Origin of the sequence: Streptomyces flavusporus (genome assembly GCF_046267975.1) — a bacterium.
GTDB lineage: Bacteria > Actinomycetota > Actinomycetes > Streptomycetales > Streptomycetaceae > Streptomyces > Streptomyces flavusporus.
In genome coordinates, this window is sequence record NZ_CP176503.1 from 9,624,266 (window position 1) to 9,643,546 (window position 19,281).

General features: G+C 69.2%; 22 protein-coding genes and 5 pseudogenes. 11 read left to right on the top strand and 16 right to left on the bottom strand.

All coding sequences use genetic code 11. The features are described 5' to 3' along the window. Positions 1–35: 35 nt before the first annotated feature. Positions 36–2,480, bottom strand: a complete 2,445-nt coding sequence (locus ACKTSN_RS45365) for a SpoIIE family protein phosphatase (RefSeq protein ID WP_409474405.1) — start codon at positions 2,478–2,480, stop codon at positions 36–38. 774 nt (positions 2,481–3,254) lie between these two features. Between ACKTSN_RS45365 and ACKTSN_RS45370 the strand changes: the two genes are divergently transcribed. Further along, positions 3,255–4,109 carry an LLM class flavin-dependent oxidoreductase gene (locus ACKTSN_RS45370; RefSeq protein ID WP_409474406.1) on the top strand — a complete coding sequence of 285 codons (855 nt, stop codon included), beginning with the start codon at positions 3,255–3,257 and terminating at the stop codon, positions 4,107–4,109. 22 nt (positions 4,110–4,131) lie between these two features. Here ACKTSN_RS45370 and ACKTSN_RS45375 read toward each other — a convergent pair whose 3' ends face one another. Beyond that, positions 4,132–4,329: a hypothetical protein gene (locus tag ACKTSN_RS45375; protein ID WP_409475139.1), complete on the bottom strand. Its 198-nt coding sequence runs from the start codon at positions 4,327–4,329 to the stop codon at positions 4,132–4,134. Between ACKTSN_RS45375 and ACKTSN_RS45380 the strand changes: the two are divergent. After that, positions 4,270–4,806 (top strand): annotated as a pseudogene (locus ACKTSN_RS45380) (isocitrate/isopropylmalate family dehydrogenase); the annotation flags it as partial. The gene ACKTSN_RS45375 and the pseudogene ACKTSN_RS45380 overlap by 60 nt on opposite strands. A gap of 36 nt (positions 4,807–4,842) precedes the next feature. Here the strand turns inward: ACKTSN_RS45380 and ACKTSN_RS45385 are convergent. From ACKTSN_RS45385 to ACKTSN_RS45415, 7 genes are all read right to left on the bottom strand, one after another. Then, positions 4,843–5,958, bottom strand: a complete 1,116-nt coding sequence (locus tag ACKTSN_RS45385) for a flavin-containing monooxygenase (RefSeq protein ID WP_409474407.1) — start codon at positions 5,956–5,958, stop codon at positions 4,843–4,845. A 61-nt stretch (positions 5,959–6,019) separates the two neighbouring features. Then, positions 6,020–6,748, bottom strand: a complete 729-nt coding sequence (locus tag ACKTSN_RS45390; RefSeq protein ID WP_409474408.1) for a CE1759 family FMN reductase — start codon at positions 6,746–6,748, stop codon at positions 6,020–6,022. Then, positions 6,745–6,903, bottom strand: a complete 159-nt coding sequence (locus ACKTSN_RS45395; RefSeq protein ID WP_409474409.1) for a hypothetical protein — start codon at positions 6,901–6,903, stop codon at positions 6,745–6,747. The genes ACKTSN_RS45390 and ACKTSN_RS45395 overlap by 4 nt, the downstream gene beginning before the upstream one ends. 203 nt (positions 6,904–7,106) lie before the next feature. Further along, the gene (locus ACKTSN_RS45400; protein WP_409474410.1) at positions 7,107–7,484 is read right to left on the bottom strand and encodes a DoxX family protein; all 378 of its coding nucleotides are present in this window, start codon (positions 7,482–7,484) and stop codon (positions 7,107–7,109) included. A gap of 96 nt (positions 7,485–7,580) precedes the next feature. Beyond that, a complete protein-coding gene (locus ACKTSN_RS45405) occupies positions 7,581–8,351 on the bottom strand; it encodes an NADPH-dependent F420 reductase (RefSeq protein WP_409474411.1) in 771 nt (256 codons plus the stop codon). A gap of 4 nt (positions 8,352–8,355) precedes the next feature. Further along, positions 8,356–9,387: an LLM class flavin-dependent oxidoreductase gene (locus ACKTSN_RS45410; RefSeq protein WP_409474412.1), complete on the bottom strand. Its 1,032-nt coding sequence runs from the start codon at positions 9,385–9,387 to the stop codon at positions 8,356–8,358. Beyond that, a complete protein-coding gene (locus tag ACKTSN_RS45415) occupies positions 9,380–10,429 on the bottom strand; it encodes an LLM class flavin-dependent oxidoreductase (protein ID WP_409474413.1) in 1,050 nt (349 codons plus the stop codon). Before ACKTSN_RS45415 ends, ACKTSN_RS45410 begins: the two co-directional genes overlap by 8 nt. A gap of 106 nt (positions 10,430–10,535) precedes the next feature. On the opposite strand from ACKTSN_RS45415, the gene ACKTSN_RS45420 reads away from it, so the two are divergent. The 3 genes from ACKTSN_RS45420 (at position 10,536) to ACKTSN_RS45430 (ending at position 12,826) form a co-directional block, all read left to right on the top strand. Continuing rightward, on the top strand, positions 10,536–11,099 hold the full coding sequence (locus ACKTSN_RS45420; RefSeq protein WP_409474414.1) for a MarR family winged helix-turn-helix transcriptional regulator: 564 nt from the start codon (positions 10,536–10,538) through the stop codon (positions 11,097–11,099). Positions 11,100–11,188: 89 nt separating this feature from the next. Further along, the gene (locus ACKTSN_RS45425) at positions 11,189–12,139 is read left to right on the top strand and encodes an NmrA/HSCARG family protein (RefSeq protein WP_409474415.1); all 951 of its coding nucleotides are present in this window, start codon (positions 11,189–11,191) and stop codon (positions 12,137–12,139) included. A gap of 219 nt (positions 12,140–12,358) precedes the next feature. Next, on the top strand, positions 12,359–12,826 hold the full coding sequence (locus ACKTSN_RS45430) for a MarR family winged helix-turn-helix transcriptional regulator (RefSeq protein ID WP_385513873.1): 468 nt from the start codon (positions 12,359–12,361) through the stop codon (positions 12,824–12,826). 52 nt (positions 12,827–12,878) lie between these two features. On the opposite strand, the pseudogene ACKTSN_RS45435 reads toward ACKTSN_RS45430, so the two are convergent. The 3 genes and pseudogenes from ACKTSN_RS45435 to ACKTSN_RS45445 all read right to left on the bottom strand — a co-directional run bounded on the left by ACKTSN_RS45435 (position 12,879) and on the right by ACKTSN_RS45445 (position 13,974). Next, positions 12,879–13,249: pseudogene (locus ACKTSN_RS45435) on the bottom strand (DoxX family protein). 186 nt (positions 13,250–13,435) lie between these two features. Further along, on the bottom strand, positions 13,436–13,783 hold the full coding sequence (locus ACKTSN_RS45440; RefSeq protein ID WP_409474416.1) for a MarR family winged helix-turn-helix transcriptional regulator: 348 nt from the start codon (positions 13,781–13,783) through the stop codon (positions 13,436–13,438). After that, positions 13,702–13,974, bottom strand: a complete 273-nt coding sequence (locus ACKTSN_RS45445) for a hypothetical protein (RefSeq protein ID WP_409474417.1) — start codon at positions 13,972–13,974, stop codon at positions 13,702–13,704. The genes ACKTSN_RS45440 and ACKTSN_RS45445 overlap by 82 nt, the downstream gene beginning before the upstream one ends. A 237-nt stretch (positions 13,975–14,211) precedes the next feature. On the opposite strand from ACKTSN_RS45445, the pseudogene ACKTSN_RS45450 reads away from it, so the two are divergent. The 4 genes and pseudogenes from ACKTSN_RS45450 to ACKTSN_RS45465 form a co-directional block, all read left to right on the top strand. Beyond that, positions 14,212–14,433, top strand: a pseudogene (locus tag ACKTSN_RS45450) (flavin reductase family protein); the annotation flags it as partial. A 53-nt stretch (positions 14,434–14,486) separates the two neighbouring features. Then, positions 14,487–14,639: pseudogene (locus ACKTSN_RS45455) on the top strand (hypothetical protein); the annotation flags it as partial. Next, entirely contained in the window at positions 14,640–15,311 is a 672-nt protein-coding gene (locus ACKTSN_RS45460; RefSeq protein ID WP_409475087.1) for a 4-hydroxyphenylacetate 3-hydroxylase C-terminal domain-containing protein, read from the top strand. A 206-nt stretch (positions 15,312–15,517) separates the two neighbouring features. Then, complete coding sequence (locus ACKTSN_RS45465) at positions 15,518–16,060, top strand: GNAT family N-acetyltransferase (RefSeq protein WP_409474418.1); 543 nt, start codon at positions 15,518–15,520, stop codon at positions 16,058–16,060. 169 nt (positions 16,061–16,229) lie between these two features. On the opposite strand, the pseudogene ACKTSN_RS45470 reads toward ACKTSN_RS45465, so the two are convergent. The 4 genes and pseudogenes from ACKTSN_RS45470 to ACKTSN_RS45485 all read right to left on the bottom strand — a co-directional run. After that, positions 16,230–16,703: pseudogene (locus tag ACKTSN_RS45470) on the bottom strand (class I SAM-dependent methyltransferase); the annotation flags it as partial. Between the two features lie 226 nt (positions 16,704–16,929). After that, the gene (locus ACKTSN_RS45475; RefSeq protein ID WP_409474419.1) at positions 16,930–17,958 is read right to left on the bottom strand and encodes an MBL fold metallo-hydrolase; all 1,029 of its coding nucleotides are present in this window, start codon (positions 17,956–17,958) and stop codon (positions 16,930–16,932) included. Positions 17,959–18,048: 90 nt separating this feature from the next. Beyond that, entirely contained in the window at positions 18,049–18,213 is a 165-nt protein-coding gene (locus ACKTSN_RS45480; protein WP_409474420.1) for a hypothetical protein, read from the bottom strand. Next, a complete protein-coding gene (locus tag ACKTSN_RS45485; RefSeq protein ID WP_409474421.1) occupies positions 18,210–18,491 on the bottom strand; it encodes an MFS transporter in 282 nt (93 codons plus the stop codon). The genes ACKTSN_RS45480 and ACKTSN_RS45485 overlap by 4 nt, the downstream gene beginning before the upstream one ends. A 5-nt stretch (positions 18,492–18,496) precedes the next feature. Here ACKTSN_RS45485 and ACKTSN_RS45490 point away from each other — a divergent pair, with 5 nt between their 5' ends. Beyond that, positions 18,497–18,997 (top strand): hypothetical protein, encoded by a 501-nt coding sequence (locus ACKTSN_RS45490; protein ID WP_409474422.1) that lies wholly within the window; start codon positions 18,497–18,499, stop codon positions 18,995–18,997. Next, positions 18,994–19,182 carry a dihydrodipicolinate synthase family protein gene (locus ACKTSN_RS45495; RefSeq protein ID WP_409474423.1) on the top strand — a complete coding sequence of 63 codons (189 nt, stop codon included), beginning with the start codon at positions 18,994–18,996 and terminating at the stop codon, positions 19,180–19,182. The genes ACKTSN_RS45490 and ACKTSN_RS45495 overlap by 4 nt, the downstream gene beginning before the upstream one ends. Positions 19,183–19,281 lie beyond the last annotated feature (99 nt).

Sequence of the window (19,281 nt, forward strand, 5' to 3'; positions counted from 1 at the left end):
TCGCGTGCATCAGCCCAACTCCCTTTCTGGAACGCTCAGGTCGGCGGCAACCCGGATGAGCGCACGGCAGTAGCCGATGTGCCGCCCGTTACCGGTACACGCTCCTCTGGTGTGGGGATGAGTTGCTCTGCCCAGATGGTCTTGCCCTCGCGGATGTAGCGGGTACCCCAGCGTTGGGTGAGTTCGGCGACCATGTACAGGCCGCGGCCGCCCTCATCGTAGACGCGGGCGCGGCGCAGGTGGGGGCTGGTGCTGCTGCCGTCGGAGACCTCGCAGATCAGTGTCTCGTTCTTGATCAGGGTCAGGCGGATCGGGCCGCTGGCGTACCGGATGGCGTTGGTGACCAGTTCGCTGACGACCAGTTCCGTGATGAACGCGGCCTCTTCCAACCCCCAGGCGGCCAGTTGGTCGCCCGCGCGTCGGCGTGCGTCGGCGACGGCCGCGGGGTCGAGGGGGACGTCCCAGGAGGCGACATGCTCGTCCTCGAGGATGCGGGTGCGGGCCAGGAGCAGGGCGATGTCGTCGGTGTGCGGTTCGGGGTGCAGTGTGTCCAGGACGGTGTCGCACAGCGTGTCGAGCGAGGCGGTGGGCTGGGCGAGGGTATGACGCAGGGCGGACAGTCGTTCGTCGATGTCGTGGTCCCGGCTGGTGACGAGGCCGTCGGTGAACAGGGCCAGCAGGCTGCCTTCGGGCAGGGTGATCTCGCTCGCCTCGAAGGGCAGGCTGCCCAGGCCCAGCGGAGGGCCGAGGGGCAGGTCGACGACGGTGCTGGTGCCGTCCGGGTGGACCAGCATCGGGGCGGGGTGGCCGGCGCGGGCCAGGGTGCAGGTGCCGGAGAGCGGGTCGTAGACGGCATACAGGCAACGGGCGCCGACATCGCCGGGGATCTCAGCGGTGGCATCCGCCCCCTGCTCGTCGTCGGCGTGGCTGACGATGTCGTCGAGGTGGGTGAGGAGTTCGTCGGGGGGCAGGTCGATGTCGGCGAGGGTTCGGACCGCGGTGCGGAGCCTGCCCATGGTGGCCGAGGCGTTGATGCCGTGGCCGACGACGTCGCCGACCACCAGGCCGATGCGCGCTCCGGGTAGGTCGATCACGTCGAACCAGTCGCCGCCGGCCTGGGCGCCGCCGCCGGCGGGCAGGTAGCGGGCGGCCGTCTCGGCTGCCTGGTGTGCTGTCAGGCCGTGGGGGAGCAAGGCGCGCTGCAGCGCCAGCGCGATGTCGCGCTCGTGGGTGAACCGGCGGGCGTTGTCCAGGCAGATCGCGGCCCGGGCGACCAGGTCCTCCGTGACGGCGAGACAGTCGGGGCCGAAGCGGTCACGGGTCGTGGCGTACCTGACGAACAGGGCCGTGCCGAGGATGGCGCCGCGGGCGCGGATGGGCACCGCGATCAGTGAGTGCGCCCCGCACGCGCGGGCCTGCGCCCCCTGGACCGGATCCTCGGTGAACCAGCGGACGACCTCGGGATCCGCGAGGCGGTGCAGTACCGCCCGGCCGGTGCTCAGGCACCGGGCGATGGGGGAGGAGGCCGGATGGCTGCTGAACTCACCCGGAGCGGGGCGGTCCCAGGCGATCGGGGACGCAGTCCGGAGCGCCGCCCTGCGCAGCAGGACCGGGCCGGTGAGGACGGGCGCGGGCAGGTCACCTCGGGAGACGGGCTCGAGCAGGTCGACCGCGACGACGTCGGCGAAGCGGGGCACGGCGACCTCGGCGAGCTCCTGGGCGGTGCCGGCCACCTCCAGGCTGGTGCCGATCCGGGTGCGGGCCTCGCTCAGCAGCGCGAGCCGTTCCCGGGAGTCGTACTGCTGGGAGTAGTCGGACGCCGCCAGGCCCGCCCCCTGCGTCCGGCCGGCCGCGTCCCTGAGCGGGAAGACGTCTATGGCCCAGGCGTGCGCCCTCGGCTCGCCCGGCGCTCGGACGAAGGGCTCGAAGGACTCCGGCTTCCCGCTCTCGAGCACCCGGAAGATCCGCCGCTCGACGTCCTCGTACGCTTCCGGGTGGAGGAACTCGCTGAGCAACTTCCCGTGGACCTCCTTCCCGTGGTATCCGCCGGTCCTGGTCATTGCCTGGTTGATCTGCTGCAGCCGGGCCTCGCGGTCGTACAGTGCGAAGGGGATGGGGAGTTGGTCGAATGCGCACTGCACCAGTGCGTCACCCGCGGGCTGCTCTGCGCTGTTCGCCCGGCGCTGTGCCGTCAGCAGGAACCCTGTCTCCCCCTTGGCGTCCAGCAGTGGACGCAGGTGCACTTGGACATCCAGCGGGTGGCCGTCGCGGTGCAGGACCGTGTCGTCGGCCGCAAGCAGATCGGTCACCGGCCTGCCGATGATCTCAGCCGCGGTGTATCCGAGCAGTTCCTCCGCCTGGCTGCTCCAGCAGGTCACCCGACCGTCCCGGTCCGTCACGGCGACGGTCGCGGCCATGTCTGCATCAACGCTGGTCAGCCGGCAAGCGCGCCGGTCGACCAGCTTGCGGAATCCGTCCATGGTGCCTTCCTGAACTCTCCTGCCGCGGGTGCAGGCACCATCCACGATGGTCCGGGGGCCACCGGATGGCAAGGCGAGCGGAGCGGGTAGGTGCTCGGCCACCTCACCTGCGCCTTTGCCCCAGTGCGCATGGTCCGAGCCGTTCACTGAGAGGGCGGTCGGGATGCGGGGCGCTACCGGGGCAGGAAGAGGGCCAGGAGCAGGACGACGGCCATGGCGCGGTTGCGATCAGGAAGGAGACGCGGAAGCCGTGCATGGTCGGGGCCTCGATGCCCACGCCGAGCATCACCGAGGCGGCTGTGAGCTGCGAGGGTCGGGCGCGTCGAAGTCGTCTGAAAGTCACGTCTTGCGGACGTGTTGCCTCCGGTAAGGGTAATGTCCATTACTAGTTGATGAATCATCTTCGTGTGCCGGTAGGAGGACCCATGCGTGCCCACCGTCGTACTGCACGCACCGCAACCCTGGCCGTGAGACTCACGGCCGTCGCCGTGACGGGCCTGGCGGTCGCCCCGACGGCCAGTTCGGCCACCACTGCCCCCCATCTCATCGAATAGTTGATTCGTCAACATCGAATTGGCGTCGGCTTGAACCGTCGGGGCGTACGCCCGCAGCAGTCCCGCGCGGTCCTCACAGCGATAGCAACAGATCGTGCGCCGCGGCAGCACCAACTCGGTGCGCTAGCGGCGCGGGACGATGCCGCGGACCTCGGTCGGCGGGAACCGCCTGCCAGGCAGTTGTCACCCCCCTCCCCCATCACACATAGGAGTGGTCCCCATGAAGACAGGCCTCGGCCTTCCGATCGATCACAAAGCCGACCTGATGACCTGGGCCCGGCGCGCAGACGCGAGCCCCTTCAGCACGCTCGCTCTTGCCGACCGGCTCGTCTACGACAATCCCGACACCCTGCTCACCCTGTCCGCCGTCGCCGCCGTCACGAACCGGATCCGCGTCCAGAGCGAAGTCCTGCTCGTCCCGAACTACAACACCGCGATCCTCGCCAAGCAGACCGCCACGCTCGACCGTCTCTCGGGTGGGCGGTTCACTCTCGGCATCGGCGTCGGAGTGCGTGAGGACGACTTCCTGGCAGCGGGGGTCGGCATGCGGCGGCGTGGGAGCCGGCTCAATGAGCAGATGGAGCTGCTGCGGCGGACCTGGGCCGGCCAGCCGTATGGCGAGGGGATCGGGCCGGTCGGGCCGCCGCCCGTCAGCCCTGGCGGGCCTGAAGTGCTGTTCGGCGGCTTCGTGCCGGCCATGATCGATCGCGTCGGGCGCTGGGGTGACGGTTTCCTCGGGGCCGGCGTGCCCGCCGCGGGCATGGACGCGTTGTTCCGCGACGTGGAGAAGGCCTGGGACAAGCACGGGCGCTCCGGCCGCCCCCGGCTGGTCGCCCAGGCCAACGCCGCCCTGGGGGACGCCTCGGTGATCGCCGAGGCGCAAGCCGACATCCGGCGCTACTACACCGGCGTCGGCCTCGCGGACCAGCAGGCCGCCGGAATGCTCACCACGGAGAAGACGATCCGGGACGCCGTCGCCGCTTTCGCCGGCATCGGGGCGGACGAAGTGATCCTGTACTGCTGGGCCTCGGATCCCGACCAGATCGACCGTTTCGCGGATGTGGTGTTCGGCTGAGTCGTCCCACTGGTGCGTGGGCTCAGCCCTTCGGCCGTGCGCCGGCCTGATAGGTAGGCGCGGCGACCGACGGGTAGTCCTCCGCCAGCGCCCGGTCCAGCTGTTCGGTGCGGAAGCCGCTGCGCTGGGCCCACCAGTAGGCGGCCAGGGAGACGGCCAGCTTCTCGCCCGCCGCCGCGGGAAGCCGACCTCCGCCACCAAGTCCAACGGCATCATCCACACCATGCCGTTCTGGGACGAACGGGTCGCGGAACGGGCCGCCGGGCACCCCGACGTCGCCTGGGATCAGGAGCGCATCGACGCGCTGGCCGCCAAGTTCGTCCTCGACCCCGCCCGCTTCGACGTGGTCGTCGCCTCCAACCTCTTCGGCGACATCCTCAGCGACCTCGCGGCCGCCGTGGCCGGCTCGATCGGCATCGCCCCCTCCGCCAGCCTCAACCCCGAGCGCACGTACCCGTCGATGTTCGAGCCGGTGCACGGCTCCGCCCCCGACATCGCGGGCCAAGGCATCGCCAACCCGCTCGGCGCGATCGGCTCGGCGGCCCTGATGCTCGAGCACCTCGGCCACCCCGAGGCTGCCCAGGACGTCAACGACGCCATCGCCGCCGTGCTGACCAAGCCGGACGTCCGCACCCGCGATCTGGGCGGTACGGCGACGACCGACGAGTTCACCGAGAAGCTGCTCGCACTGCTCTGACGCCCCGGAGGAGGGGAAGCCACCGATCGTCAAGCCTCACTCACCGGCAGCGGCACCATCCCCGGCGTATGCGGGCGCCGCGGAAGTGGCCTTCCACTGCCGCAGCAGGTTGTTGACCGCCTGACGGCCGGCGCGGTTGGAGCCGACGGTGGACTGGGACGGTCCGAAGCCGACCAGGTGCACGCGTGGTTCGCCGGCCACCTGGGTGCCGCGCATCGTGATCCCGCCGAGTTCGTTACGCAGCCCCAGAGGCTCCAGGTGCGCCAGGGCGGCCTTGAAACCCGTGGCCCACAGGATCGCGTCGACAGGCGTGAAGGAACCGTCCGCCTCACAGACGCCGCCGGGTTCGATGGCGGTGAACATGGGACGTCGCTCGAGGGCCCCGCGCTCCATCGCCGCCAGCGCGTACGGAGTCCAGGCCAAGTCGGTGTAGGAGACCACGCTGCCGGTGGGCCGGCCCGCTTCGACGTCGGCGGCGACCTTGGCGATGATCTGTCGGCCTTCGACCTCGGGTTCGAACCCCCCCTCACGGAAGACGGGTTCGCGACGTGTGTACCAGAACGTGGTGGCCACCCGTGAGATCTCCTCCAGTTGCTGGAGTGCCGAGATACCGCCGCCGACGATGGCGACCCGCAGGCCGGCAAACTGGTCGGCCGAGACGTAGTCGTGGGTGTGTACCTGGATGCCGGTGAAAGCCTCCTGCCCCGGGTAGTGGGGACGGACGGGGTTGGTCCAGGTGCCGGTCGCGTTGATGACCGCCCGGGCGGTCCATGTCCCTGCGCTGGAGTCCACCGCCAGCTCTCCGTCGGGCCGGGCGTCCACGCGCCGTACAGCGGTGACGGTCACCGGCCGCAGGATCGGCAGATCGGTCGCCTGTTCGAAGGTGGCGAAGTAACGCGGCACCGCCAGGCGACTGGGCTCGTCGGGGTCGACGGGCGGTTGCGGAAAGTCGGGCAGGTCGAAGATGCCGTTCACGGTGTTCATCCGCAGCGACTCCCAGCGGTGCCTCCACGCCCCGCCGGCCGCCGGTTCGGCGTCGAGCACCACGAAGGTCCGGTCACCGTCAGGGTCTGTCACGGCGCTGGTGAAGCCGCGCCGCTTGAGGTGGTAGCCGGCCGAGAGCCCCGACTGCCCGCCGCCTATGACCACCACCGTCGCGCGCCCACCTGCTCCTCGCTCGGGTTCCGTTTGTCCCCGTGCCGGAGCGGTTGCGTCAGCGTGCATCGGCCTGGTCACCACCTTGAGGGAGTGCGCTTCCGCCGGTGGCGAGTCGCATGAGGTCGGTGGTGAAGTCGACGTCGTCCAGGAACCGTTGCGCGCGTGTGGCGTTGCCGCCGAACTGGTGCTGGTAGCCGTCCCAGTTGCTGTCGGCGATCTGCCGGCCGGCTCCGCTGCGCAGCATGACGGAGAGCTCCTGGGCGGCTCGGGCGATGCGCTTGCCGAGGTCGGTCGATCCCCAGTCCTCGGGTGCGGCATACAGGGAGGTCGGCATCGGGATCGCCCGGAGGAACGCGAACAACGGCCGGAGCTGCTCGTCGACGACCATGGCGTGTCGTGCGCTTCCGCCCGTCGCCGCGAGGACGACGGGTCTGGCGATGAGCAGGTCGTTGTCGACCAGGTCGGCGAACGACTTGAACAGGCCGCTGATCCCTGCCTTGTAGACCGGGGTGGCAGCGATGACCGCGTCGGCTCGGGCGAGCAGCTCCATGGCCGACTGCACCTTCGGGTTGGGCATGCCGGAGACGATGCCCTGCGCAATGTCCGTGGCGAGAGGACCGAGATCGATCGAGCGCACGGTCGCCGTCGTGCCTGACGCCCGGAGGGTGTCGACTGTCTTCTGGGCGATGCGGTCGGCGAGCAGCCGGGTCGAGGACGGGTCGCTGACGCCGGCGTTGATGACGGCGATCGTCACCGGAGTCGAGGCGGGGGTGGGGTCGCTCATGCGGTGTCCCTTGTGGGAATCCTCGAGGGTGCTTTCAAGTGATGGGCGGTGGCGGCCGGGGCTGCGGCGACCGGCGCGCGGTCGCGCGCGAGGGTCGCCTGGGCCCGGAACATCGCCTCCGATGCCTCGTTCGCCAGGCGGGTGATGCCGGTCATCAGAACGCCGTCGGGAAGCTGGCTTGGACGGCCGGGTTGCTGTCCTGGTACGGCGAGGTGCCCGACAGGAAATTCCCTTAACAGTGTGGTGGGTTGTGCTCTCCTGAACGGACGTTCAGGAAGTGTGAGGGAGGTGTTGGGCGGGGATGACGCCGAGGTGCCCCGGACTGGACGACGGGAGCCAGGGCGTAGGCCGGTTGCCGTCAGAAAGAGTGCGGCCCGAACCGGCCCCAGGCCACGAAGACGGAAAGGGCAAGGAGGACTACGTTCACGACGACCGACTGGGCCTCCCCACGCCGCATGTGCGTGATGCCGGCGCCGAACATGGTCAGTGCCAGGCCGGACGCGGCCAGCGGAACCAGGTCCGGGGTGATGTCCACCGCCGCGGGCAGAATCAACCCGAGCGCGCCGAGGATCTCAAGGAGGCCGATCGTCTTGATCATGCTCGGCGAGAAGTTCTCGGCCCAGCCCATGGACGGTGAGGCGAGGAGCTTCTCCTTCGGCTGGGCGAGCTTGGCGGCGCCGGCGCCGAGAAACACCAGAGCGAGCAGGGTCGCGACAGCCCACAGGGCGACGTTCACAGATACCTCTTGTGATCGGGTTGTGCGGACCGCCCTGGCGGCCCCACAGCGAATTGCTTGATGTGTCACTTAAATTAGTGCAAGGTCGATGACGCATCAACTATGGGTCGGGATCGTGTGCCCTCGAAGTGAGCGGTCAGGCCCGTCAGTGGTCGATGCCGAAGCAGCGGCCCGCGCGTCGGCGACAATCCGCCCGCGCTCCGATTCCGGAAAGCGGTCGAGCATCGCGCGCAGTTCCTCGGCCTCGACGTTGGCGCCGAACGGCTCGGTGCCCGGTTCGAGCCGTACCCCTGCGGCGAGGGGGCCCGCGATGACGGGGTCGAAGCCGAAGGCGTCGACGAGGTGCGCGACGGTGATGAGGTCGTCGGGATCGTCACCGGCGAGCGCGATCGCCTTGCGGCCACGTATTCCGGTGGGCCGGGCCTCGTCCTCGAGGTCGTGGTAGCCCATGTGGTTGAACGCCTTGACCACGCGCCCTCCGTGCAGGAATTGCTGCACGATCTCGCTCGACGAGGTGCGGGGGTCGGTGAGGTCCTCGCGGATGCCGTCGACCTCCCACCAGTAGTTCATCGCGTCGATGACGAGCTTGCCTTCCAGCGCATCTGCCGGAATGGTGCGGTACTTGCCGAGGGGGAGGGCCAGGACGGCGATGTCTGCCTTCGCCGCGGCCTCCGCCGCGGTGACCGGGACCGCGCCGGGGGTGAGGACCTCGACGGTGAGGGCGATCTCGGCGGGATCGCCCGATCCGGCGATGAGGACGCGGTAGCCGGCCGCCAGGGCCAGTCGCGCCAGCACAGTGCCGGCCTTCCCCGCGCCCAGGATGCCGACCGTGCGCACGTCCGCGGTGTCCATGTCTTCTCCGTTCATGGCGTCAGCCTGCGAGGATGTCGCGGACCATCGGGACGACCTTCGTGCCGTACAGCTCGACGGCGCGCAGCCGTGCGCTGACCGGCTGCGCCCCCGTGGTGTAGATGAGGTCGAACCGGCCCATGCCGAGCGCCTTGATGGCGCGCGCCATCTTGCGGGCGACCGTCTCGGGTGAGCCGATGTACAGGGAGCCGTGCTCGATCTCGCTCTCGTACTCCTCCTTGCGGACCGGCGGCCAGCCTCGCAGCGCGCCGATGCGGTCCCGGATGACCTTGTAGTGCGGCCAGTGCAGCTCCCGGGCCTCCGCGTCCGTGTCGGCGATGAAGCCCGGCGAGTGCATCCCGACCGGATGAGCGGTCGTGCCGAACTTGTCGGTGGCACGCTCGTAGAGGTCGATGTAGGGCGCGAAGCGTTCGGGGCTGCCGCCGATGATGGCGATCATGAGCGGGAAGCCGTAGTGCGCGGTGCGGATGACCGACTGGGGCGAACCGCCGACACCGACCCACGTGGTCAGGTGCCCGAACTCGGTCTTGGGGAAGACGTCGGCGTTCTCCAGCGGAGCCCGCTTGGTGCCGCTCCAGGTGACCGGCTTCTCCTCCAGCAGCTTGGCGAAGAGCTCGATCTTCTCCTCGAACAGCACGTCGTAGTCGCTCAGGTCGTATCCGAAGAGCGGGAACGACTCGGTGAAGGAGCCGCGCCCGAGGATCACCTCGGCCCGGCCGTTCGACAGTGCGTCCACGGTCGAGAACCGCTGGAAGACGCGGACGGGATCGTCGGAGCTCAGCACGGTCACGCCGGAAGCGAGACGGATACGGTTGGTGCGCGTGGCGATGCCGGCGAGGACGGTCTCCGGAGTCGAGATCGCGAACTCCGGACGGTGGTGTTCACCGAGGGCGAGGACGTCGACACCGACCTCCTCCGCGAGAACGGCCTCGTCGACGACCTGCCGGATGGCCCGTGCGTCGGACACCGGGTTACCGGAGTCGTCTTCCGGCACATCGCCGAACGTGTCCAGACCGAAGACGAGATCAGACATGAGTGGGCTCCTTCGCAAGCAGTTCCCGCACCCGCGGGGCGACTTCGCGGCCCAGTAGCTCGATCGTGCGGGCACGGGCTTCGCGGGGCAGGTTCAGGACGTCGTATTTGAGGTCGAAACGGTTGAGATGCAGGTCGCGGGCCATGGTGGCGATCTTGCGGGCGACGGTCTCGGGGGAGCCGACGAAGAGGGCGCCCGTCTCGATCTCCGCCGCGTAGCGTTCGCGGGTCGGCTTGTAGAACCCTCGTTCCTCCGCGAGTCGGGTCACGACCGGCTGCCAGTACTGCCACCAGGTCTCGGCGGCCTCCTCGTCGGTGTCCGCGATGAGACCCAGCGAGTGCTGACCGACCGGTTGCCTGGGGTGCCCGAGCTGGTCGAGTGACCGGTGGTAGAGGTCGACGAGGCCGGCGAAGCGCTGGGGGCGGCCGCCGATGATGGCCATCATGAGCGGCAGGCCGTAGCGGGCGGCGCGGACCGCGGAGTTCGGACTGCCGCCGACACCGATCCACGTGGGGATGCCACCGGATCGCATCCGGGGACGCAGCCGCTGCTCGACGAGCGGAGCCCGGACCTTCCCCGACCAGGTCACCGCCTCCTCGCGCTGAAGGCGCATGAACAGGTCGAGTTTCTCCTCGAACAGCTCCTCGTAGTCCGCGAGGTCGTAGCCGAACAGGGGGAACGATTCGGTGGCCGATGCCCGGCCCAGCACGAGCTGGGCGCGGCCGTTCGACACGGCGTCCAGAGTGGAGAACTCGTGGTACAGCCGCACCGGATCGTTGGTGCTCAGTACGGTCACCGAGGTGCCGAGCCCGATACGTTCCGTGGCGGTGGCGATCGCGGCGAGCAGCACGGGCGTGGCGCTGTCGTTGTGGCCCTCGCGGTAGTGCTCGCCGACGCTGAACACGTCGAGCCCCACGGCTTCGGCGAGCTTCGCCTCCTCGACGAGCAGCCGAACGGTCTCGGCATCGCTCAGTGTGCGGCCGTGATCGGTCGCGACCTCTCCGAACGAGTTGAGGCCCAGTTCGAAGTCTGTGGCCGTCATGGGCTTCTCCTGTCCCGATACCCGGTGGCTGAATGGCCGCCGGGGTGGTTGACGCGTCAATGATTGTCCTAATCTAATTGACGTGTCAACTCAGGAGGATGAAGTGATGAACGAGCGACGCAAAGCACTGCCCACCACCGAGGAACTGCGGATCTGGCGCGACTTCATCGAAACGACCGAGGCACTCCGCTCGGAGCTCACGTCACGCCTACAGAGCGAGTCCACTCTGTCGCCGGGCGACTACGCCGTGCTCCTGGCACTGCAAGAAGCGGACGGGCGCCGGCTGCGCTCCTCCGAACTGGCCGCCGGCATCGGCTGGCAGCGCAGCCGCCTCTCGCACCACCTCGGTCGCATGGAACGGCGCGGGCTCATTCGGCGCGAAGAATGTGCCACCGACAGTCGAGGCGCCGAAGTGGTCCTGGCACCGGAGGGCGCCGAAGCGTTCCGGCGCGCATCCCTGCCCCATCTGCGTGTCGTCCGTGAGCTGTTCATCAGTCCCCTCACGCCGGCCCAGCTCGCCGCGGCCGACCAGCTCGCAGCGACGCTTCGAATCCGTCTCGAGGCGTTGCGCGACAGGTGCCCGCCGTCAGATCCGCAGCAGTCGGAGCCTCCTGAACGAGCTCTCCCTCCTGCGAGCGCCGCGCACCGGTTCCCCCGGAGGCGATCATGACTCGATCACACCGTTGAGGTTGATGCATCAACCGGCTCGCTGTATGATTAAGTTGACAAGTCAACCACCTTGAACCGGGGGTAGCTGCCATGAGCAACAAGCAGATCATCGCGGTCGCTGGAGCAACGGGCGCACAGGGCGGCGGCGCCGCACGGGCGATCCTCGCCGATCCGGATTCGGGCTTTGCGGTACGCGCGCTCACCCGGAATCCCACCTCGCCCGCCGCCAAGGAACTCGCCGCCCTCGGGGCCGAGGTCGTACGGGCGGACTACGACGACGAGCCGACCGTGCACAAGGCGTTGGAGGGTGCCTACGGCGCCTTCTTCGTCACCAACTTCTGGGCGCACGGCTCGGCGGCCAAGGAAACGGAGGAAATCAATGCCCTGGTCCGGGCCGCCGAGACCGCGGGCCTGCGCCACGTGGTCTGGTCGGCACTGGAAGACACCCGCGAACTACTGCCTCTGGACGACAGCCGGATGCCCGTCCTGCAGGACAAGTACAACGTGCCGCACTTCGACGCCAAGGGTGAGGGCAACGAACTGTTCAGGCAGGCCGGGGTGCCGACGACCTTCCTGAACACCACCTTCTTCTTCCAGGGTTTCGTGCAGGCCTTCGCTCCCAAGCGCGCCGAGGACGGCGTGCTGACGCTGACGATGCCGCTGGAGGACGGCAAGCTCCTCTCCGGGGTGGACGTGGCGGACATCGGCCGGACGGCTCACGCCATCCTCAAGGGCGGCGAGCAGTTCATCGGCAGCACCATCGGCCTGGCCGGCGACCACCTGACCGGTGCGCAGTACGCGGAGAAGCTGGGGGCCGTGCTCGGCGAGCCGGTGCGCTTCCAGTCGGTGCCCTACGACGTCTTCCGCGCCCTCGACGTACCGGCGGCCGAGGAGATCGCCAACATGTTCCAGTACTACGGCGACTTCGACCAGGAGTTCACCGGCGCCCGCGATCTGAACCGCCTGCGGGAGATCAACCCGGCGCTCAAGAACTTCGACGCCTGGCTGGCCGAGAACGCTTCGAGGATCGAGGTGAGCTGAGGAAGCGCGAGCGCGTCAAGGCCCGGATCGCTGACCCGGGTCTTTTGGCGTGCCGGGCGGCGGTGCCTGTCCCACGTATAGGTCCGGAGGCGCGGCCCGGGACAGTCAGGGCAGGACAGGTCGCGCCGCGCCTCCGGGGTCGTGGCTGCCCCTCAGGCGAGCCGGGCGGCATCGGGGGCATAAGGTTGGTGACCTATCAACGACGATTACACTTTCTGCATGGAAGAGACGGTGCGGTGGTTGACGTCGGAGGAGCAGCACGCGTGGCGGAGCTTTGTCCGGTTGCATGAGAAGCTCGTGGGCCGGTTGTCACGCTTGTTGCAGACGGAGTCGAATCTTTCGGCTGCCGACTTTGGGGTGTTGGTCAATCTGACGGATGTGCCGGAGGGACGGCAGCGTTATCAGGACCTGGCCCGGGCGCTGGAGTGGGAGAAGAGCCGGATGTCCCATCACATCGCGCGGATGGCCGGACGGGGGCTGGTGGTGCGCGAGGAGTGTCCCGAGGACGGCCGCGGCGCCTTCGTGGTGATAACGCCGGCGGGGCGTGCGGCGATCGAAGCGGCCGCTCCGCTCCATGTGGAGGCCGTGCGTTCGCTGTTCCTCGACCATGTCACTCCGGCGGAGCTGCGGACGCTGGCCCAGATTTCCGAGCGCGTGGTCGCGAAGCTGGAAGAAGACCAGTCCTGAGTCGGCTTGTCCGGCCGCCGCGAGGGCGGCCGGCTTCGATCCCGAGGCCGGCTCACATGGCCAGGGCGAGAGTCGGCGCGGTGGCCGCGGAAACCAGCAAGAAGACGATGGGGGCCATGGAGTTCCCGCGGGTGGCGGGATCGGCGTAGTCGCCGGCCTTGATGTGGAAGCCCACGGCGCCGATCATCGTGATGCCGAAGCCGATGGCGGCCGCTGTACCCAGGGGCTGCCAGAAGAGCCCCCCACCAGGCCCCCAGCCGCGGCGACCTCGGCCAGCCCGATGAAGCGCACCAGGCCCGCACTCAGGCCCATGTGCGACTGGAGCCCCGCGGAGACGTCGCCCTTGAGCAGCGCTTTGGGTGCACCCGCGGCCAACGCCGCGAGGGCGAGCAGCACGCTGAGAACGGCGGCGGTGATGTACATCGGGTGGGTCCTTCCCTGCGGCCCGCCGGGCGGGTGTCGTGGGCCAGTAGTTGTTTCGTCAACCAGGACTCTAGGGAAGCGTGTTTGATGCGTCAACAAAGTTGGCGGCGGCGCTGACAAGGGGCGTCTGCGACGTTCTTCGAGCCTCTGGGCTGCGGAAGAGCGCCGGAACGCCTCCCGCACCTGTCACGCCCGGTGTCGGGCGTCGAAGTGCGTGGAATGCGCGGTCAGTTTCCCGAGCGGGTCGATGAGGGTGTGCAGCTCGTCCTCGCTGAGCGAGCCCGCCCACTCCTGTTCGCGCTCGTTGTGCGCCCGGAAGGCGGAGGTGATCGCCTCCCGACCGGCGTCGGTGAGGCGCAGCTGGACCGCGCGTCCGTCGTACGGCGCGCGCTCCTTGCTGACCAGGCCGTCCCGCTCGAGCGTGTTCACCAGAGCCGACACTGCCGCGCGGCTCATGCCGGACAGCTCCGCGACCTTCTTCGCCTCGACCGGCCCCGACAGCCAGATCGCGAACAGCACCCGGAACCGGGCCACGACCAGCCGCGCGGCCGGTGCACGGTGGACTCCAGGTCGTACACGAGCATGTTGGCGGCCCGGTGCAGCGTGAGCACCATGCGCATCGCGAGTGGATCGACGCCGGGCAGTTCCCGGCCGGCCCGCTCGACGGCGTGGTCGATGAACGACCAGAAGTGCAGATGCTCGGCGTCGGGCTGTTCCTGGGTCACACCGGGAGTGTAGGCCGGGTCGCCCGCGGGCCCGGCACCGGGATTTTCTGTCCGGAGTCTTCCCAAGCGGTCGCGCCAGGGGTACGGCCCTCCCGATTAATCAAAGTTTTGATTACATACTTTGGTTCGGATATCGACTGCTTTGTTCCACATGTCGAGCTGCCGAGCAGCGATCCCACGGAGCCCCTCATGCCCGAAGCCCTCGCCCCGCCCAGTCCGGGCGCCCTGCGTGCCTGCATGGCGCGGTTCGCCACCGGCGTCACCGTGGTGACGTACGACGGTGACGACGGCCCGCGCGGCGCCACGATGAACTCGTTCACGTCCGTCTCGGCCGACCCCCCACTGGTGCTGATCAGCGTCGCCCGCCGGGCCCGCTGCCACGACCAGCTCCTCGACCGCCCCTTCTGCGTCAACACCCTCGGCGCCGAACAGGAGCCGCTGGCACGGCAGTTCGCGGGCGTACAGGGCGCCGTTCGCCGACGAGATGCTCGTCTTCCCCTCGACCGTGCTGCGTGGCACCCCCGAGGACAAGCCGTACTCCTTCGCCTTCGCCATCCCCAACGACACCCAGGGCCTGCGCTACATCGGCCGCGAACCGCTGGACTACGACCGCCCCCCGGCACGACCACCCCCTCGCCTCCCGTTTCGAGGAGTCGGACTGCGTCGTGGTCTTCGACGATGTGCATGTGCCGTACGAGCGCTGTTTCGTGCTCGGCGACGCCGAGCTCTGCAACGGCTTCTACTCCCGGACCTCGTCCGTGGTGCACACGACCCACCAGGTCGTCACCCGCACGACCGCCAAGACCGAGTACACCCTCGGCCTGGTGTCGCTGCTGACGGAGGCCATCGGCATCGAGCAGTTCCAGCACGTCCAGGAGGACATCGCCGAGATCATCGCCACGCTGGAGATGCTGCGCGCCTTCCTGCGCGCCGCCGAGGCGGACGCCGAGGTCAACGAGTACGGGGTCCTCACCCCGGCCTTCGCCCCGCTGAACGCCGCCCGCAACCTCTACCCGAAGCTCTACCAGCGCTTCCCGCAGATCCTGCGCAAGCTCGGCGCTTCCGGCCTGATGGCCACCCCGACCGAACTCGACATCAACGGCCCGGCCGCCGCCGACATCGAGGCGTACCTGCAGTCCGCGACCCTGTCCGGCCCCGAGCGCGTGCAGCTCTTCCGGCTGGTCTGGGACACCTGCATCTCGGCGTTCTCCAGCCGCCAGGCGCTGTACGAGTACTACTTCTCCGGCGACCCGGTGCGGATGGCGGGGGCGTACGTGAAGTCGTACGACCGCGAGCCGTACAAGGCCAGGGTGCAGGCGTTCCTGGACCGTTCCTGATCACGGATCCGTCGGGGAACCCCCGTCGAAGATCATCACAGTCCATCTGAATCACGCCGGCCGGGCGAGGGGCAGGCAGGATCCCCCGCCCGGCCGGCGTACGTCCTCGAGCCGGTCTCGTCGTCGACGGCGAGACCGGCTTCGTCATGGGTGGGCGCGCAGGAATTGGTTTGCCGCCGGTCAGCCCGGTCGGATAGGAAGCTCGTATGCTGAAGGGCAACAAGGTCGGGCTCAGGGCCCGGCACGAGGACGACATCCCGATCCTGCGGGCCGAGCTCTACGACGACGTGGTCAACTCCTCGCGGGCCGAAAGCGGGCCGTGGCGGCCGATCACGCCCGGCTCGAAGGATCCGCGGCTCGTGGTGGACGACAAGGAGCAGGGGCACGTCCCGTTCTCCGTGGTGGAGCTGGACGGCGGCACGCTGGTCGGCACCGCGACGCTGTGGGGCATCGACAATCACAACCGGTCCGCGCACATCGGGCTGGGGCTGCTGCCGTCCTCGCGCGGCAAGGGCTACGGCACCGACGTGGTCGCGGTGCTGTGCCATTACGGTTTCGTCGTGCGCGGCCTGCAGCGGCTGCAGATCGAGACGTTGTCGGACAACGCCGCGATGCTGCGCTCGGCCGAGCGCAACGGCTTCGTCCGCGAGGGCGTGCTGCGCTCCTCGGCCTGGGTGATGGGCGAGTTCCTGGACGAGGTGCTGCTCGGACTCCTTGTCCAGGACTGGAAGCCGGACTCGAAGGGCTAGGCTGCCGCCCGACGGTCCAGGGCGGGTCGGGTCGCGGAGCCGACATGGACGGCCGAGGGCCAGGACGCCACCGGCGCTACGAGCGCACAGCCGAGCACTTCCTGGCTTTGGACGTCGTCTCAGCTGGTGCAGCGGCGGCAGCAGATGAGGGTTCTGACGAAGAGCCGCATCAGCGCAGTTCGAGCGTGAGCAGCGGCTCGGCAAATACAGGTGCTGGTGCGTCGGGATCTGCGGTGACAGCCAGTTCCAGTCGGCGGAAGCCGACCTCGAGTTCGTCTGGGCTGAGCTGCGCGAAGAACGAGAGGGTGCGCAGGCGCAGCCGTTCGAGCATGGCGCCGCGGGTGCCCGAGGACGGTTCGGTGACCGTGTCGAAGCCGGCAACGCGCCAGCCGACCAAGGTGAACGTCGCGATGACTTCGTGCAGCGGCTGGAATATCGAGGCGTCCGCCTCGTAACCGCGGGGGAAGTACTCCAGCCACCACGGCCGGGGATGGTGGTCGCTGAAATTCGTGCGCGGGAGCAGCCGCCCGCCGGGCCTGAGTACCCTGGCCAGCTCCCGGGCTGCCCGGGGCTTGTCCTGGACGTGGTGCCAGGACCAGCCCATGAGGGCGTAGTCGGCGCTGTCGGGCGACACCGGGATCTCCTCGGGTGAGCGCGCGGCCGCGCGCGTAGTCCTGGTGCTGCTGCGTGTCGTAGTCGATCGCCCTCATCGCTTCTCCCGCGTCAGCCGGGCGGCCGCAAATACCGTCCCGATATATCAACTTGATACCTCGGGACGGTATCTGTCGTCACGTCACCCCGCACCTGATGATCAGGTTCCGCCTCGCGTGTGGGCCGTGCGGGGGCCGGCCCGAGGAGAGCCGTGGCTGTCAGCAGCAGCCTGCCGCCTGCGTGGTGGCGGTCGACTCCTGGTCCAGGGCGATACGGCCGCGCAGCATGTTCTCCATGACCTGCATGAAGACCTTGGTCTTGGCGGTGCCCAGGACGAAGGGGTTGTCAGAGATCCCGGGATCGGCGCGCAGTTCCGTCATGCGTTCCAGACCGTAGTCGCAGAACGCGTGGTTGCTCAGTTCGACGTCGACCCCGGCCTGACTCATCTTGGAGGCGAAGGTGAGGATGGAGTTGAGGTAGGTCTCCTTGCTCGCGGTGGCCGTGGGCGGGGCGGTCCCGCCCCACAGCATCGCGGTGTGTGCGCCGCCCTGCCAACGGGCGGGGAAGATCGGTGAGACGGAGCCGGCGGTGTGGCCCGGCGTGTAGTGGAGCTTCACCGTGGTGTCGCCCAGGGCCAGGCTCTGACCGTCGGTGATGTTCAGGTCGCGGGTCGGCGCGTTGGGCGGCCTGCTGGCGGCGAGGGCGTTCCAGTCGGCCGGTGCCATCATGACGCGGGCACCGTACTGGTCGGCGAGGTACTGGGCGCCGCCGAAGTGGTCGCCGTGGCCGTGGGTGACGACGACGTACTTGATCGTTGCCGGGTCGGCTCCAAGGGTGCACAGGCCCGAGACGATGTACCTGCGGGCCTCGGTCGGGTTGGTCAGGGCGTCGATGAGGATGATCCCACTCGAGGTGAGGATCGCCGTGGCGGACACCCAACCGGCGCTCAGCACCGCCACGTTGTCGAAGATCTTCTGCGGCGCGGGAGCGGTGGGGTGCGGTGGGGCGTAGCCGGAGCTGAGCGCGTCGACGAGGCTCGTGAGAACCGGGTCGTTGCCGGCCAGTTCGGCGGCTTTGTCGAAGTAGTCCTGTGCGGCCGCGGACGCGGCCCCGGCCTGCCACAGCGACCCCGCGTCGGCGGCGGCGACCGCGGTGGCGGCGCCGAGCTGCCAGAAACGCCGGCGCGTGAGGGATCTGTGGCGTGGGGAGTGCGAGGGACGGGGTGGATCGGCTTTCGGCTCTTCCATACGTGCGGCTCCTTGGTGGGGGGTGCGGCTCTTTGTGGGGGTGGGGCTCCTGATGGGGATGGGGCCTCTGATGGGGCGGATCGGAGTGCGTCAGGCGGTCACGGCCTGCTGCTCGGCCTCCGCTTCGCTGAGGGGGACGTCTCGGCGTTCCTTGACGAAGAAGGTGACCGCGAGGCCGACCACCGTGACCCCGGCGAGGTAGACGCCGACGGAGTAGACGGTGCCGGTGCTGGACTCGAGGACCTCGGCGATCATGGGGCGAAGGCACCGCCGAGGACCGCTCCGATGGCGTAGGACAGCGCCGCGCCGCTGTACCGGACGGCCGTGGGGTACATCTCCGAGAACAGCGCGGCCTGCGGCCCGTAGGTGAGTCCGAGGCCGATGCTGTAGAGGATGAGCGCCAGGACGACGAGGCCGGGGTTCGCCGTCTTGAGCAGGGCGAAGAACGGGAACATCCAGGCGAGCTGGATGACGAAGCCGATCTGGTAGACGCGCAGGCGGCCGATCCGGTCGGACAGGCGGCCGCCCGCCATGGTGCTTGAACGCCCAGAAGCGGGCGATCGAGGAGCTGCGCCCGGGCCACGTCCTCGTCATGGACGCCCGGCGCGACGCGAGTGCCGGCACGCTCGGCGACACCCTCGCGCTGCGGGCGATGAAGCGGGGCGCGGCCGGGGTCGTCACCGACGGCGCGGTCCGCGACAGCGCCACCATCACCGAGCTGGACCTGCCGGTCTACGCGGCAGGCAGCCACCCCTCCGTCCTCGGCCGCCGCCACATCCCCTGGGACACCGGCGTGCCGATCGCCTGCGGCGGCGCCCTCGTCCAGCCCGGCGACCTGATCGTCGGCGACGCGGACGGCGTGGTCGTCGTGCCGCCCGACCTGGCCGCCGATTTGATCGCCGACTGCCGGGAGCAGGAGCGGCAGGAACGGTTCATCGCCGAGCAGGTCGCCGTGGGCGAGAGCGTCGACGGCCTGTATCCGCTGGGCCCGGCCTGGCGGGACGTCTATGAGAACTGGTGCAAGGGAGAAACACAGTGAAGTTCCGCAGCGACCCGTCCGCAATCCGCGGATCCATAGCCCCCGTCGTGACGCCCTTCACCGCCGAAGGAGCCGTCGACCACGACAGCCTTGCCGGGCTGATCCGCTTCCGGCTGGAATCCGGATCGCACGGGATCTCGCTGGGCGGGTCCACCGGTGAGCCGAGCTCGCAGAGCGCCGCCTAGCGGATCGCGGCGATGAACACGGCGGCGCAGGTGATCGACGACCGGGTGCCGTTCCTGCCCGGCACGGGCTCGCACAAGCTCGACGAGACCCTCGAAATC